This is a genomic window from Pseudoclavibacter sp. Marseille-Q434, from assembly GCF_050315415.1.
Lineage (GTDB): Bacteria > Actinomycetota > Actinomycetes > Actinomycetales > Microbacteriaceae > Pseudoclavibacter.
Genome location: NZ_JBNPQH010000001.1, coordinates 494,598 through 509,476 on the forward strand (window position 1 = coordinate 494,598; position 14,879 = coordinate 509,476).

The 14,879-nt window shown below is 69.6% G+C and carries 10 protein-coding genes; 4 read left to right on the plus strand and 6 right to left on the minus strand.

The annotated features are described in order from the left end of the window. Position 1: 1 nt before the first annotated feature. Both ACQFZP_RS02405 and ACQFZP_RS02410 read right to left on the minus strand, forming a co-directional pair. Positions 2-1,558: an aminopeptidase P family protein gene (locus ACQFZP_RS02405; RefSeq protein ID WP_374100738.1), complete on the minus strand. Its 1,557-nt coding sequence runs from the start codon at positions 1,556-1,558 to the stop codon at positions 2-4. 68 nt (positions 1,559-1,626) lie between these two features. Continuing rightward, the gene (locus ACQFZP_RS02410) at positions 1,627-2,682 is read right to left on the minus strand and encodes an endonuclease/exonuclease/phosphatase family protein (protein ID WP_179556482.1); all 1,056 of its coding nucleotides are present in this window, start codon (positions 2,680-2,682) and stop codon (positions 1,627-1,629) included. A gap of 86 nt (positions 2,683-2,768) precedes the next feature. On the opposite strand from ACQFZP_RS02410, the gene ACQFZP_RS02415 reads away from it, so the two are divergent. Continuing rightward, the gene (locus ACQFZP_RS02415; protein WP_211890215.1) at positions 2,769-3,644 is read left to right on the plus strand and encodes a PHP domain-containing protein; all 876 of its coding nucleotides are present in this window, start codon (positions 2,769-2,771) and stop codon (positions 3,642-3,644) included. A gap of 127 nt (positions 3,645-3,771) precedes the next feature. On the opposite strand, the gene ACQFZP_RS02420 is transcribed toward ACQFZP_RS02415, so the two are convergent. Further along, entirely contained in the window at positions 3,772-5,262 is a 1,491-nt protein-coding gene (locus ACQFZP_RS02420; RefSeq protein WP_104312287.1) for a DEAD/DEAH box helicase, read from the minus strand. Positions 5,263-5,461: 199 nt separating this feature from the next. On the opposite strand from ACQFZP_RS02420, the gene ACQFZP_RS02425 reads away from it, so the two are divergent. Then, on the plus strand, positions 5,462-6,193 hold the full coding sequence (locus ACQFZP_RS02425) for a ferritin-like fold-containing protein (RefSeq protein WP_211890216.1): 732 nt from the start codon (positions 5,462-5,464) through the stop codon (positions 6,191-6,193). A 121-nt stretch (positions 6,194-6,314) separates the two neighbouring features. Here the strand turns inward: ACQFZP_RS02425 and ACQFZP_RS02430 are convergent, their stop codons facing one another. Further along, positions 6,315-6,644, minus strand: a complete 330-nt coding sequence (locus ACQFZP_RS02430; RefSeq protein WP_211890217.1) for a hypothetical protein — start codon at positions 6,642-6,644, stop codon at positions 6,315-6,317. 9 nt (positions 6,645-6,653) lie between these two features. Continuing rightward, entirely contained in the window at positions 6,654-6,878 is a 225-nt protein-coding gene (locus tag ACQFZP_RS02435; RefSeq protein ID WP_104253871.1) for a DUF3107 domain-containing protein, read from the minus strand. A gap of 166 nt (positions 6,879-7,044) precedes the next feature. On the opposite strand from ACQFZP_RS02435, the gene ACQFZP_RS02440 reads away from it, so the two are divergent. Continuing rightward, positions 7,045-10,416 (plus strand): UrvD/REP family ATP-dependent DNA helicase, encoded by a 3,372-nt coding sequence (locus tag ACQFZP_RS02440; RefSeq protein WP_211890218.1) that lies wholly within the window; start codon positions 7,045-7,047, stop codon positions 10,414-10,416. Beyond that, positions 10,413-13,709 (plus strand): ATP-dependent helicase, encoded by a 3,297-nt coding sequence (locus tag ACQFZP_RS02445; protein ID WP_104312283.1) that lies wholly within the window; start codon positions 10,413-10,415, stop codon positions 13,707-13,709. The genes ACQFZP_RS02440 and ACQFZP_RS02445 overlap by 4 nt, the downstream gene beginning before the upstream one ends. Here ACQFZP_RS02445 and ACQFZP_RS02450 read toward each other — a convergent pair. Beyond that, on the minus strand, positions 13,684-14,874 hold the full coding sequence (locus tag ACQFZP_RS02450) for a phosphotransferase (RefSeq protein WP_179556486.1): 1,191 nt from the start codon (positions 14,872-14,874) through the stop codon (positions 13,684-13,686). The genes ACQFZP_RS02445 and ACQFZP_RS02450 overlap by 26 nt on opposite strands. Between the last annotated feature and the right edge of the window lie 5 nt (positions 14,875-14,879).

Genomic DNA, 14,879 nt, shown 5'->3' on the forward strand with positions numbered 1-14,879 from the left:
GCTATTCGCCGTGAAGCCTCGCGAACCACGACTCGACATCCGCAACCGTCCGCGGAATGGCTGACGAGAGGTTCTCGGCGCCGTCGGCCGTGACGAGGATGTCGTCCTCGATGCGCACGCCGATGCCCCTGAGCTGCTCTGGCACCGTGAGGTCGTCCGGCTGCAGGTACAGCCCCGGCTCGATCGTGAACACCATGCCCGCCTCGAGCACGCCGTCGAGGTAGAGCTCGCGGCGCGCCTTCGCGCAGTCGTGCACGTCGATGCCGAGGTGATGGCTCGTGCCGTGGACCATGTAGCGGCGGTACAGCTGCTCGGCGGGGTCCGTCTCGCCGACCCCCAGCGGCATGCCGAGCTCCTGCGTGCGCTTGGCGATGACCTCCATCGCCGTGTCATGGATCGTGCGGAACGTGATCCCCGGGCGAACGATCGCGAACGCGGCATCCGCGGCCTCGAGGACGATCTCGTACACGAGGCGCTGCTCCGCGCTGAACCGTCCCGTCACCGGGATCGTCCGCGTGATGTCCGCCGTGAACAGCGAGTCGACCTCGACCCCCGCATCCACGAGGATCAGCTCGCCTGGGCGCACCGCGCCGGAGTTCTTCGTCCAGTGGAGGATGCAGGCGTGGCTCCCGGAGGCCGCGATGGTGTCGTAGCCGACGTCGTTGCCCTCGAGGCGCGCCCGCTGCTGGAAGACGCCCTCCACGATCCGCTCACCGCGCGGATGGGCCGACGCCTGCGCCAGCGCCGCGACGATGTCGTCGAAGCCCGCGGCCACGCGCATCTGGCCGATCTCGTAGGCATCCTTCACAAGCCTGAGCTCGCTGAGGTCCTGGGCGAGGAGGGCGTCGTCGGCGAGGAGCTCATCGAACTCGGCGTCGGGGAGCGACATGGTGCGCCGAGCCTCGTCGACTCGGTCCGTGAGCGCAGCATCGGCCTCGCGAAGCACGAGCGTGCGCGCGTCCGTCACCAGACCGAGCTCGGAGAACTCGGCGAGATCCCGAGCCGCGACGTCGAGGTCGGCGGCGGTCTGCGCGAGCGACGGCCGTGGGCCGATCCAGAATTCGCCGATCTCGGAGTTCGCGTAGAACTCGTCGCTGTCACGGCCGGCGCGTTCGCGGAAGTACAGCGTCGCGTCGTGGCCGTCGTCGACGGGGTCGAGCACCAGGACGGCGCCAGGCTCGGCGTCCGAGCCCCACCCCGTCAGCTGCGAGAAGGCGGAGTGCGCTCGGAAGCGGTAGTCGGTGTCGTTCGAGCGCTGCTTCAGACTCCCCGCTGGGATCACAAGCCGCGCGCCCCGATGACGTGCGGAGATCGCGTCGCGGTGGGCGGCGGCTGTCGGCACCGACACTCGGGCCTCCGGCAGCGGCTCGTCGCGCTCTGCCCAGCCGCGCATGATCTGCGACCGGAACACGTCGCTCTTCGGCGTCGTGCTGCGGTTCTCGTTGGCAGGCGCTTCGACAGCCTGCGCGCCTTCGTCCACGGCCGATGCCGCCTCCGTGGCGGATGCTGTGGCAGGTGCTGTGGCGGACAGGGTGCGGGAGCGGTCGGAGGTAGTCACCCCACCATTGTCGCGCGGAAAACTGGACGACGCGGTCACCGTCGAGGCGCTCTCGATGAGAAGGCGCGTCAGCTCAGCGACGACGGGGAAAGCTGCGCGAACACCGGCCGGTGGTCGCTGCCGGCGTCGTCGCGGGAGACCACCACCTCGAAGCCCGTGACGCTCCACTCCGGCGTCGCCATGACACGGTCGATGTTGGCACCGAGCAGCGGAGGCACTCCCGCGGTCCAGGTGCCCACGGCGCCGTTGCCCGTCGCCAGCGCCGCATCCGCGCACGAGCCGAGCTGGCTGGCGCCACTCTCTCCAAGACCCGAGAGGTGGTCGAGCGTCGAGTTGAAGTCGCCGGCGACGATCGTGTTGCTCGTGCACTGCGCCGCGAGCCATTCCAGGTCGGCCTTCCATGCCTCCATGTTGCCCGGCGTCGGCGAGACGGGGTGCGCGGCGATGATCGTGGGGCCGCTGCCGTCGACCGGGACCGCGATGACCGTCGGAAGCGTGCTCGTATCACCGCGGTCGGTGACGACCTCGTAGTCGCCGAGGTCCGGAGAGATGAGGAGCGTCGTCGACGTGGCCTTGTAGTCCTCATCGATGGTCTGGGTGTGCACCCACATGGGTGAGCCGGCCTCGGACATCTGTGCGGCGATCTCCACGCCCAGCTCCTCGGTCGTCTCCGGGAGCACGACGACATCCGCACCGACTTCCACGGCGAGCTCGGCGATCGAGGGGGAGCCGGGAGCGTCGCCGCGCGTGTTCCAGCTCAGGATGTTGATGGACCCCGGCGCGTCGCTCGCGGCGAGGGGAGCACCGAGGCCCCGGTCGAAGAGCACAGCGACCGTCGACGCGACGAACAGCGCGATGACCAGAGCGGTCATCCCGAGGACCGCGCGCGCCTTCCGAGAGGCGAGGACCGGAATGAGCAGGAGCAGGAGGATCGCCGTCGCCCCGATGGCCACGGGCAGCCGGAACGAGATCGCCTGGGCCACCAGCGGCGCGCGCTGCAGGTCGAGCAGCTGCGGCCAGCCGAGGACGATCGCCGCGGCGAGCGCGACCAGCCCGAGGAGGATCCCCGCTGCACGGTGGCCGGCGAGAGAGGAACGTCTGGGGTGTGAAGAGCTGCGCGGCATGACCGCCTCAGCGTAGCCCCAGAGCCGAAGAGAGCCTGGGAGGCGCGTGGCGTTCACTTCCGGACCCCCTGTGATTTGATCGAAGCATGACCCCCTCCGACAAGCCAGGCATCGATCTCCACACCCACTCGGTGGTCTCAGACGGGACCGAGTCGCCTGGTGACGTCGTGCGGCAGGCGGCGAGGGCGGGCCTCGACGTCATCGCCCTCACCGACCACGACACGACGGCGGGCTGGGCGGATGCCAGCGTCGCGGCGCGGGAGACGGGCATGACGCTCATCCCAGGTATCGAGTTCTCCTCCCAGCTGAACCACGCGAGCATTCACGTGCTGGGCTACCTCATCGACCCCGCGAACGATGTCATGCTGGCGGAGATGCAGCAGGTACGAGAGTCCAGAGTCTCGCGTGCCGAGCGGATGGTGCAGATGATCGGCGGCGACCACGACCTGGACTGGAACGACGTGCTCGCCGTCACGGAGCCCGGCGCGACGGTCGGCCGTCCGCACATCGCCGATGCGCTGGTGTCCAAGGGCATCGTCGAGAGCCGTGTCGCCGCGTTCGAGACCATCCTGCACTGGAGAGGCGGCTATTACGTCGCGCACTACGCTCCCAGCCCGTTCGACGCCGTCAGGCTCATCCGGAGGGCCGGTGGGGTGCCCGTGCTCGCGCATCCGGGATCGAGGGGAAGGCGGGGAATGGCAGCCGACGTCCTCGAGCAGCTGGTGCAGGCCGGCCTCGGCGGGCTCGAGGTGGGGCACAGGGAGAACGATGCGGAGAGCCGGCGCCTCCTGCTGGACATCGCGGCAGAGCACGACCTCATCGTCACGGGGTCGAGCGACTACCACGGTGCGGGGAAGCCGAACCGACTCGGCGAGAACACGACGGCGCCCGAGCAGCTGGAGCGGATCCTGGAGCAGGCGACGGGCAGCGGTCCAGTGATCGGCGGAGCTACCCCGCTCTGACCAGCCTGAGATCGGCGACGGGCGGCGGCGTCGCCGGGGAGGCGAACGGCGCCGAGCTGGTGCTCGGCGCCGTCTGCATTCGTGCAGCGATCATCTCGGCGCGCCGCGGATGCCCGCTGAGCTGCGACTACTCGCTGGGCTGCGACTCCTGGCGAGAGGCGCCTGACTCGCTGCCGGCTCCACCGCCGCGACGACGACGACGTCGCCGAGCGGGGCGTTCTGCCCCGGCCTCGGCGGCAGGCTGCTCCCCGGACGCGGCCTGCGCTGCCGGCGCCTGGCCTTCCGGAGCGGCGCTCGAGTCGTCGCTGCGGCGACGCGAGCGTGAACGTGCGGGCCGCTCCGACGAGCCTCGCGTCGAAGAGCCGCCGCGTTCGCTGCGTTCGTTGCGCTCACTCGAGCTGTGGCGGCTGCCGGGCGACTGCACCTCGCGCTTCGGCGCGGCGATGCGCCCCTTCGTGCCTTCCGGGATGCGCATGTCGGCGTAGAAGTGCGGGGAGGAGGAGTACGTCTCGACGGGCTCCTCCGCTCCGAGCTCAAGCGCCTTCGAGATGAGCGCCCACTTGTGCAGGTCGTCCCAGTCGATGAAGGTCACGGCGATGCCCGTGTTGCCGGCACGACCCGTGCGGCCCACACGGTGCAGGTAGGCCTTCTCATCCTCCGGGATCGTGTGGTTGATGACGTGCGACACGTCGTCGACGTCGATGCCCCGAGCCGCGACGTCGGTCGCGATGAGCACGTCCTTCTTGCCGGCCTTGAACGCCGCCATGGCACGCTCACGCTGCTCCTGGTTGAGGTCGCCGTGGACGGCGGCGGCTTTGAAGCCACGGTCGGTGAGCTCCTCCATGAGCTTTGCCGCTGCGCGCTTGGTGCGCGTGAAGATGACGGTCTTCCCGCGGCCCTCGGCCTGCAGGATGCGGGCGATCATCTCGTCCTTGTCGAGCGGGTGGGCGCGGTAGATGACGTGCTCGATGTTCGCCTGCGTGATGCCCTCATCCGGGTCGGTCGCGCGGATGTGGATCGGCTTCGTCATGAAGCGGCGGGCGAGGGCGACGATCGGCCCGGGCATCGTCGCGGAGAAGAGCATGGTGTGGCGGGTCGCCGGCGTCTGCGCGAAGAGGCGCTCGATGTCGGAGAGGAAGCCGAGGTCGAGCATCTTGTCGGCCTCGTCGAGCACCATCTCGCGCACGTTGGAGAGGTTGAGCATGCGCTGCTGCGCGAGGTCGAGGAGACGGCCCGGGGTGCCGACGACGATCTGGGCGCCGGCCTTGAGCTGCTCGATCTGGCCCTCGTACGCCTTGCCGCCGTAGATCGGGACGACGGTCGTGGTGCGACCGGAGACGGCGATCTCGAGGTCTTCGTAGACCTGGACCGCGAGCTCGCGGGTGGGCACGACGACCAGCGCCTGCACGCCATGGGCGGGGTCGAGGCCGAGGCGCTGGATGAGGGGGAGGCCGAAGCCGAAGGTCTTGCCAGTGCCGGTCTTGGCCTGGCCGATGATGTCCTGCCCGCTCAGCGCGAGAGGAATCGTCTGCTCCTGGATGGGGAACGGCTCGGTGATGCCGTGTCCCTCGAGGGCCGAGACGATGTCGGCATCGATGGAAAGGTCGGAGAACTTCACGAGTGAAACGCCCTGTCTGCAGTTGTGGGATGCGCCCGGGAAGTCGAAGGGCGCCGAACGGCCGCGGTCGCGGCATCGCCACAGTCTAGCGAATAGCTGCTTTCTGGTCCTCCGGACATCGGCGGGGACCGAAAACGCCTGACGCGGACCGGCCAGGAGCTGCACCAGGACGGACTCGTCTGGCGCATAGGATGTGCGTGTGAAGCCAGTATTCGGAAGGCGCAGCGGAGACCGATCCCAGGACGACGCAGCCCCGGCATCCGCGCCGAAGCCAGCAACGTCGCTGGGAGACCTGCTGGTTCCCGTCGACGTGCTTGTCGCGCGCGCCGCGTACCTCGAGCTGCTGCTGTTCCAGGAGCTGTCGGCCATCGTCAACGAAGCGCCCGCGCTCGCCAACAAGCAGCACATCGGAGCGGCCGCCAACGCCGCGCTCGAGCGGCACAGGACCCTGCTCGGCGGTGCAGAGGCCGCGGCGGAGCAGACGTCCATCGCGCGCATCGGCGAGGCTGCCGAGCACTTCTCCGGCTACCCGGAACGAGTGCTCGGGCACGACTGGGCGCAGCGTCTGCTGAGCTGCCACCTCTCGTCCGGCTTCTTCCGCGACTTCTTCGGGGAGGTTGCCGAGCAGGGCGGCGAGCAGTACCGGGCGGCGCTTGCGGCCGTCTTCATCACCGACGAGGAGCGGGATCAGCTGCTGCCGGTGATCGAGGCGGCCATCCTCTACGAAGACGGCCTCGGCGACCGACTCGCGATGTGGGGACGCCGCATCGTCGGCGACACCGTGCTCGCGATCAGGCTCGCCCTCGACGTGCCGCTGGGAGCGAGTGGAGATGCCCTCATCCCCGACGGGGAAGCGCAGCTCGAGAAGCTCGCGTCGGTGCTGTACGCCGGTCATTCCCGGCGGATGAACACACTCGGGCTCGCTGCCTGACGGACCTGCACGACCCTGCCCCTGTATCGGGGCACGGCGAAGGCCCCCGGCCCGGCCACTCCAGTCGGAGTGTCGGGACACGGGGGCCTGATCGTCTGCGGCGAGCGGGAGACCGACTCGCCTACGACGTGGTCGTCTGCGCGCGGCCGAGGTGGCTGAGACGGTGCAGCAGGTCGTCGTCATCGTGCTGGCGGCGAGCGCTCAGCGTCCAGCCGACGGCGATGGTCACGACCGCGGCGACAACGAGGGTGATGACCCAGATCCAGCCTCCGTCATAGGCGAGCCATGGCGCTGGGCCCTGGAGCCAGGTGAGCGCCTGCCAGGCCACGAGCGCGACGATGCCGCCCAGCGCGGGAAGGAGCACCGTGCCCCGCGTGGCCCGATGGGGTGCCGCGAATTGCACAGCCACACCGAGCAGGATTCCCGCAAGGCCCGCGAACATGAGTTCCATGGTGGTGGTCTAGGCGATGAAGCCGACGCGGCGAGCCTGGTCGCCGGAGAGCTCCACGTAGAGGATGTTCTCTGTCGCGACGAGGTAGGAGCGCGACTTCGAGTCGTGCAGCTTCACGATGGCTGCTTCCTTCGCGACTGCCTCTTCGATGATGCGCTCGAAGTCGTCCTTGGTGAGATCGGTCTCGAACGAGAGCTCTCGTGGGGCGTGCTTGATGCCGATGCGAACTTCCACTTGGCGCCTTTCGGATGCGAACGGGTGTCTGGCAAGGCTACCGGCAGGCCGCCGGGCTCGCGCGCATTCGCCTCGTCTTTCGCCGTGGGCGCAACGCGTGCTGGCCACGTCGGACTGCGGCCATGGCTGCGCGTCGAATGTCGGTGCCCCGGGATACCGTGACTGCATGACTTCCGGACCAGTGCTCGATGCAGTGCTCCTCGACGCCACGCAGATGGCCGTTCTCGAGGCTGACGAGACGTCGCATCTCAGCGTTGTGGGTGCCCCGGGCTCGGGGAAGACGACGACGCTCATCGAGATGCTCGCGCGGCGCGTCCTCGTGGACGGCCTCCGCACCACCGAGGTGCTTGCGCTGACCCCCGACCGACGCAGCGCTGCACGGCTCCGCGAGAGCATCGCCGAGCGACTCGCGGTCAGCACCCCTGGTGCCATGGCGCGCACGCCGGAGTCGCTCGCCTTCGAGATCGTGCGTGCCGACCGCGCGAGGCGCGGTATGCAGGCCCCGCAGCTGCTCACGGGCGCCGACGAGGACACGATCCTGGCCGAGCTCATCCAGAGCGACCTCGAGGCGCGCGCCGCGGCCGTCCCGGAGGGGCTGCACGCGGCGCCCGTCGAATGGGCACCGCCCGTGACCCCGGAGACGATCGGGCTGCGTGGCTTCAGGGCCGAGCTGCGCGACCTCCTGGCCGCCATGTCGGAGTACGACGTGACACCGGAGCGACTCGAGGAGCTCGCCCATCTCAGGCCCGTGTGGTCGGGTGCTGCGGCGGTCGCACGACAGTTCCGCGAGAGCATCGAGCAGGCGAAGCCGAACGCGTTCGACACGCCTGGCATCGTGCTCGAAGCGGCCAGTCTCGTGCACTCCGCGGCCAGCCTCGACGCCTTCGCCGAGCTCAAGCTCCTCCTGGTCGACGACGTCCAGGAGTTCACCGAGTCGGGGCGAAGGCTCCTCGCGGCCTTCGCCCTGCGAGGCGTGCGCATCGTCTCGTTCGGCGACCCCGACATCACGACGGGTGGCTTCCGCGGTTCGAGACCGGAACTGGCGGCAGACTGGCGCGGAGAGACGCGCGGCGCGCTCGCGGCGCCGATTCGGCTCGTCCTCGGCACCGTGCATCGAGGGGGTGCGGAGCTCAGAGCGTTCGTGCGGCGTGTCACGGAGGGCATCGGCGTGCAGCGAGAATCCGGACACCGAGGGGCGGATGCGGCTCGGGCCGGTGCCTCAGCGGCGGCCGCCCGAACGCCGGCCGCCCCACCGACGGTGGCTCGCTTCTCCGCCACGTCGGCGGCGGCCGAGTGCCGTGGGATCGCCGACTACCTCCGTGAACTGCACCTCCTTCACGACGTGCCCTGGGATGACATGGCGGTCATCACGCGCCGCGGTGGCAGCATCGAGTCGCTGCGCCGCCAGCTCGCGAAGCTGGAAGTGCCGACGAGTTCCTCGCAGGCCCTTCCCGCGGCGAGAGACAAGGCGGTGCAGGCGGTGGTTCGTCTTGCGGCCATCGCGAGCGGGGCTGATGAGCTCACCCCGGAAGCCATCGCGGAGCTCGCCGCCTCACCGGTCTTCGCGATCGATCCCGTGCAGCTGCGGCGAGTCCGGCGTGCCCTGCGGCTGGACGAGATCGCGGCGGGGGGAAACCGCGCCGCCGACGAGCTGCTCGTCGAGGCCGTCTCCCGCGTTGCCGGCCTCCGCCTCCTGACCGACCCGGACGCGCCCGTCTCGGCGACATTCGAGCGCCTGCTGGCGACAGGCGGCTCGGCAAGCGGACGCAGCGCGACGCGGGCCCTCCAGCAGCTGGGTTCGGTGATCCGTGCAGTCGCAGCCGAGATCGAAGCCGCGAGTGGCCAGCAGCGCAGCATCGCGGCCGACGAGGTCCTGTTCGCCGTGTGGGAGCGCCTCGGCCTCGCGAGACCGTGGCGCGAGGCAGCGCTGGGTTCGGGGCCGCGAGCGGAGCAGATCGGTGCCCACCTCGACGCCCTGGTCACGCTCTTCGACGTCGGCAAGCGCTTCGTGGAGCGGCAGCCGGACGCGGGCATCCACGACTTCATCCTGCAGTGGACCGGGAGCGAGGTCACCGCCGACTCCCTGGCGAGTCGCGCGCACGGCGGCACGGTCACCGTCACGACTCCGGCCGCCGTGCTCGGTCGCGAGTTCCGAGTCGTCGTGGTCGCCGGTCTCTCAGACGGCGTCTGGCCGAACCTGCGTCTCCGCGATTCGCTGCTCGGGGCAGGTCAGCTCGCTGAGCTCGAACGAGGCATCGACACCACTCGCGATCTCGTGGACCGACGACTCGAAGTACTGCACGACGAGCGACGCATGTTCGCCCAGGCCGTCTCCAGGTCCTCGGAGTGGCTGCTGCTGACTGCAGAGGAAAGCGAGGACAGCGCGCCGTCGCCGTTCTTCCTGCTGTCCTCGACCTCGTGGAACGACTCGGTCGCGGGGCCGGGGCAGGCAGCGCTCGGGTCCCTGACCCTGCGTGGCCTCGTCGGCGAGCTGCGTCGTGCCGCGATCGTCGACGGGGTCGAGACCTCCGGCGCGGCAGGTCTCGCGAAGCTCTCGGCGGAGGGCGTGCCCGGCGCGGACCCGGCCGACTGGTACGGACTCCTGCCGCCTACCACCGGCAGGCCACTGCACGACCCGTCCGACCCCGACGCGAGCATCCCGGTCTCGCCGTCCAGCATCGAGAGCTTCGAGGACTGCGGCGTGAACTGGTTCGTGAGCTCGCACGGAGGCGGGAGCACGAGCGAGAGTATGAACGTCGGCAACATCGTGCACGCGGCCGCCGAGTTCGACTTCCCCAGCTTGGAGGCTCGAACGGCCTTCGCGCAGGCGCGCCTGCGCTCGAGTGACTTCGACGCACCCTGGCAGGAGAAAGCCGTTCGAGCGAAGGTCGACGAGCTCGTACGCAACCTCTCCGCCTACCTGCACCGCGTCAGTCTCAGCGGCGGCGCGCTGCTCGGGGCCGAGCGCGGATTCAGCATCGAGGTGCGCGTCGAGGGCGACGCCAGCGCCCAGGTCGTGCTGCGCGGCAAGATCGACCGCATCGAGAGCACCGCTGCCGGTTCCGTCGACGTCGTCGACTTCAAGACCGGCAAGTCGATGCCGTCCAACGACTCCATGACCAGGAACGCGCAGCTTGCCGCCTACCAGCTCGCCCTCTCGACGGGAGCGGTGAGCGACCCCGTCGATCGTCCGCCCCAGTCCGTCGAGCTTCCCCCGCGAAGCGACCAGGGAGGGGAGATCCCCGCCGCAGAGGTGCACGAGGCGAAGCTCGTCTTCCTCGCGAAGCCGACCTCGAAACTCGAGTGGAGCGAGCGCACCCAGCAGCCGTTCGACGAAGCGGCAACCGCGGAGTTCTTCGACCGCGTCCGCACCGTCGCCCTCGGCATGGTCGGAATCCCTGAGCCCTCCCGTGAGACGGGAGGCAGCGACCACGTCGCCGACGCCCACTATCTTGCCCACCTCGAGTCGCACTGCCTCGGCTCGTTCGGTGGCGGACGAGCGTGCGCACTGCACGCCGCACCGGAGGTCACCGAATGACGCACACCTGGCCCGCAGCAGCCGTCACGCACGGCGACATCGCGCTGGCACTCGCCGACAACGACCCGTCGCGAATGCTCGAACCGACCCCGGAGCAGCGTCTCGTCATCGAAGCGCCCCCCGCGCCGAGTCTCGTGATGGCCGGAGCTGGCAGCGGCAAGACCCAGACCATGGTGCAGCGCATCGTCTGGCTCGTGGCCGCTCAGGGCGTGCATCCCACCGAGATCCTCGGTCTGACCTTCACCAGGAAGGCAGCGGGGGAACTCCGAGAACGCGTGCAGCTGGCCCTCGCCCGGCTTCGCAGCGAAGGGCTGGTCGGGGGTGACGAGTTCGCTTCCCCCGAGGTGTCGACCTACAACTCGTTCGCGAACCGCGTGTTCTCGGAGAACGCCCTCCTCATCGGACAAGAGCCGGACGCCCGAATCGTCGACGAGATGACCGCATTCGCGCTCATGCGCAGCGTCGTGCTCGCGAGCGACGACGAACGCCTCAGCTCGCTCGATCTGCAGCTCGCGGCCATCACGGCCCTCGCGCTCAACGTCGCGAGGGCGATGAGAGACAACCAGCTCTCCGCCGACGCGTGCGACGCGTTCGTCGCCGAGTTCCGGCGGGTCGGTCAGCTGCCGGGCCGAGGCAAGGCGAACACGCCGAGCAAGCCGGTGACCGACGCCGTCGCCATCCTGGAAGAGCTGCCGATCTTCGTCGCGCTCGCCGAGCGCTACCAGTTCGAGAAGCGCAAGCGCGGTCTCATCGAGTTCTCCGACCAGGTGACGTTCGCGGCGGAGATCTGCGCGGGCACACCGGCCGTCGTCGCGGAGCTGCGAAGCAGGCACCGGTTCGTCATCCTCGACGAATACCAGGACACGAGCGTCGGCCAGACTCGCCTCCTCGGAACGATCTTCGGCGATCACCCGGTCCTCGCTGTCGGCGACCCGAAGCAGTCCATCTACGGGTGGAGAGGCGCGAGCCCCGGCAACATGCGTCGATTCCACCGCGACTTCAGAACGCGCATCGCACCGCCAGGGGAAGAGCCCACCTTCCAGCTGTCGATCTCCTGGCGAAACGACGCGCGCATCCTCGACGCAGCGAACCAGGTCGCCTCCAGGCTCCCTGAGGCCAATGACCCCGGCGTCACCCAGCTCGGCACGCGGCCGGGTGCGGCGGCGGGCACGGTCTCGCTGGCGTTCCCCGAGACCCTCGATGATGAGGCGGATGCCGTCGCCACTTGGATGCGCGACCGCATCGTCGGCATCGGCGGTGGCGAGACGAAGCCGCCCTCGGGAGCCGTGCTGCTCCGCGCCCGCAAGCTCCTGCCGCTCTTCTCAGCGGCACTGACCCGTGCCGGTGTGCCCAACAGGGTCATCGGCTTGGGCGGGCTCCTCTCCTCGCCGGAGGTCGTCGACCTCCGCTGTGCCATGCGCGTCGCGCACGATTCCACCGCGGGCAACGAGCTCATCCGGCTGCTCGTCGGCGCGAAGTACCGGTTCGGCCTCGCCGACGTGAAGGTCATCCACGACATCTCGCGGCGCCTCGCCAACCGGGACGTCACCATGGCTGCCCTCGCGGACGACGTCCGTGCGAGCCGACGAGAACTCGCGAGCGGCGACGACGAGGTGCCGTTGCAGGAGGCGCTCGACTTCCTCGCCACCCGCATCCGGGGCGCGGCCAGGCGTGACGAGCCGGACGCCTGGCTGACCGAACTCAGCGACGAGGCGCTCCGCCGCATCCCGAAGGTGAACGACCTGATCTCCGAGCTCCGACGAAACTCGGGACTCCCGATCACCAGCTTCGTCGACACCACCATCTCGATCATGGGTCTCGACCTCGAAGTGACCGCGAACCCCAGCAACATCGCCAGAGTGGGCAACCTCGACGCGTTCGTCGAAGCGGCCGCGTCATTCGCGTCCGCCGAGCCGGATGCAGATCTGGGCGCGTTCCTCGACTGGGTCGAGATCGCCGCGGGGGACGACACGCTCGCCCCCGTCCAGGAGCAGGCCGAGCCAGGGGTCGTGCAGCTGCTCAGCATCCACGGTTCCAAAGGACTCGAGTGGGACTTCGTCGCCGTGCCCCGGAGTGTCGAGGGGGAGATGCCAAGCTCATCACGCGACGGCCTCGGCTGGATCCGGCGCGGTGCCATCCCGTACGAGCTCCTGCTCGACGCCCACGACCGGCCGGAGCTGCCCTGGCGGGAAGCGGAGTCGCAGAAGGAGCTCGCCGACCTCATGGTCGAGCTCAAGGAGCGCATCAGGGAGCGCAACGACGACGAGGAACGGCGACTCGCCTACGTCGCCTACACGCGTGCGCGCCACGAGCTGCTCATCACGGGTTCCTACTGGAGCGCCATCCACAAGGCGCCACGGAAGGTCTCGACCTTCGTCAGCGAGCTCGCCGACGCGGGCATCATCGAGACCCCGCCGGAGAACACGCTCGAGGATGCGCCGGAATCACTCGCCGCGGACAGCGTGGCGTGGCCGCATCAGCCATTCACCGAGGCCCGCCGTCGGCGGGTGGGCGAGCTCGCAGAGGCCGTCGCCAGTGCTCAGCACGGCGCGACGATCCCGGACGCAGCGCTCGATCGACGCATCGACCTCCTCCTCCGGGAACGCGCCGACCGCAGCACGGTGACGCACATCCAGCTCCCGTCACGTTTCGCGGCCTCGAAGTTCAAGGACCTCGTCACCGATCCCGCCGAGATCGCGGCGCAGTTGCGACGCCCGATGCCGCAGAAGCCGTTCAGACAGACCCGGATCGGGACGATGTTCCACGCCTGGGTGGAGGCTCACTACGCTGCGCCCAACGTCGGCGGAGACCTCCTCGGCATGGCCGAGATCTTCGGCACGGAAGACGCGGCACTTGGCAGCCTCGCGGACGCGTCAGGCGCCGACTTCGCCGAACTCGAACGCCTGCAGGACGCGTTCCTCGAGACGCCGTGGCCGCACAGGACCCCGATTCTCGTGGAGCAGACCATCGAGTTCCGCCTCGGAGACCGCACCGTGGTCTGCAAGATCGACGCCGTCTTCGAGCACGACGGCCGAATCGAGGTCGTCGACTGGAAGACCGGTCGCGTGCCGAGCGGCGAGAGCGCCCGATGGGAGCGTCAGCTGCAGCTCGCGCTCTACACACTCGCCTACTCCGAGCACACCGGTATCGCGCCCGAGCTCATCGACGCCGTGCTCGTCTACGTCCGCGAAGGCGAGGAGATCCGAGTCCCGGAGATCACAGGGCGCCGAGAGCTCGAACGTCTGCTCGCAGAGGCGGAAGCTGCGCTCAGCGCCGCGAGTCCGTCTGCATGAAGTCGTTCGGGGGAGTGTCGTCGTCGAGGTCGTCCTCGGCTGCGTGATCGACGTCGACCTCCGGGCTGTCGTCAGGATGCACGCCGGCAGGGGCCCCGGAGTCGGCGCCGTGCAGCAGTCCGGTCAGCACGGCGCTCCCCGTGTCCTGCGTGGCAGGCTGGTGCGCCGGGCGGCGACCAGCGGCCTCCTTCAAGAGCTCCTGCACCTCGGCGATATCGAGCACAGGAAGCGTCTCGTGGACCAGCGGCTGAGCGGGCGCACGGTGGATGCGGTCGACCAGAGAGTCGAGCATCCCCTCCGCGTCCGAGATGATGTCCGCGTCGCCGGCATCCACGCCGTGGAGCAGCCAGCGGGCGAGCTCGAGCTCTGCGTAGAGCAGCGCGCGCTGTCGAAGCTGCCGATCCACGGTCCCGGGGGCCTCGTCCGTGTACTCATCGAGAATCCCGCGAGCGATAGCGCCATCGAGGGACGAGATCCAGTGGAGGTCTCGAGCAGGATCGCCGACGCGCAGGTCACTCCAACCGAGAACACCGCGCACCTGATTGCCGTCGGTGATGATCGACGAGAGCCCGAGCGCCCCATGGATGACCGTCGGCTGGAACTGCCAGAGCGAATCGTCGTCGACGGCCGCCGACCACCGGCGGTCCAGCGTCACCGGAAGACGGCCGGTCTCCTTCGCTCGGGCGATCGTCTGCGCGGCGGCCTGCCTCGCTTCAGTCGCGGTGAGCGTCGGCATGCCCGCGGCCTCGACGGGCCCCTTCGGAAGAGAGTGGATGGCGGCGATGGCACGACCGAGGCTCACGAGGAAGAGCGTGCCGGGCTCGAGCGTCTCCTGGTCGGCGGGGATCCCGCGCAGATACGTGTACACGGCGACCCGCTCGCGCTGACCGGCCAGGCTGCCGAGCACCTCGGACACCTGGAACGGGAGTCGGCTGCGCATCCCGGGTGTCAACACGGCCAGCGCACGCACGTCGGCCAGCTGCTCCTGAGCCGCGGCGGACGACGTCGGGCGCCGAGCGATGATCGTCTCGCCGTCCGCGAGCGTCAGCAGAGCGGCGTCGAAGTCGCCGTGCGCCCCATACGTGTGCTCGAGGGCCGCAGCCACATCGAGGTCGGGGACAGCGGCCACGGCAAGTGCCGCGAGTTCCAGCGAGAGCTCAGCCATGGGTC

What these genes read in the sequence shown, in the direction of transcription:
- ACQFZP_RS02450 (WP_179556486.1), bottom strand. Translation starts at nt 14,874, where the DNA reads ATGGCTGAGCTCTCGCTGGAACTCGCGGCACTTGCCGTGGCCGCTGTC.
- ACQFZP_RS02430 (WP_211890217.1), bottom strand. Translation starts at nt 6,644, where the DNA reads ATGGAACTCATGTTCGCGGGCCTTGCGGGAATCCTGCTCGGTGTGGCT.
- ACQFZP_RS02415 (WP_211890215.1), top strand. Translation starts at nt 2,769, where the DNA reads ATGACCCCCTCCGACAAGCCAGGCATCGATCTCCACACCCACTCGGTG.
- ACQFZP_RS02445 (WP_104312283.1), top strand. Translation starts at nt 10,413, where the DNA reads ATGACGCACACCTGGCCCGCAGCAGCCGTCACGCACGGCGACATCGCG.
- ACQFZP_RS02440 (WP_211890218.1), top strand. Translation starts at nt 7,045, where the DNA reads ATGACTTCCGGACCAGTGCTCGATGCAGTGCTCCTCGACGCCACGCAG.
- ACQFZP_RS02410 (WP_179556482.1), bottom strand. Translation starts at nt 2,682, where the DNA reads ATGCCGCGCAGCTCTTCACACCCCAGACGTTCCTCTCTCGCCGGCCAC.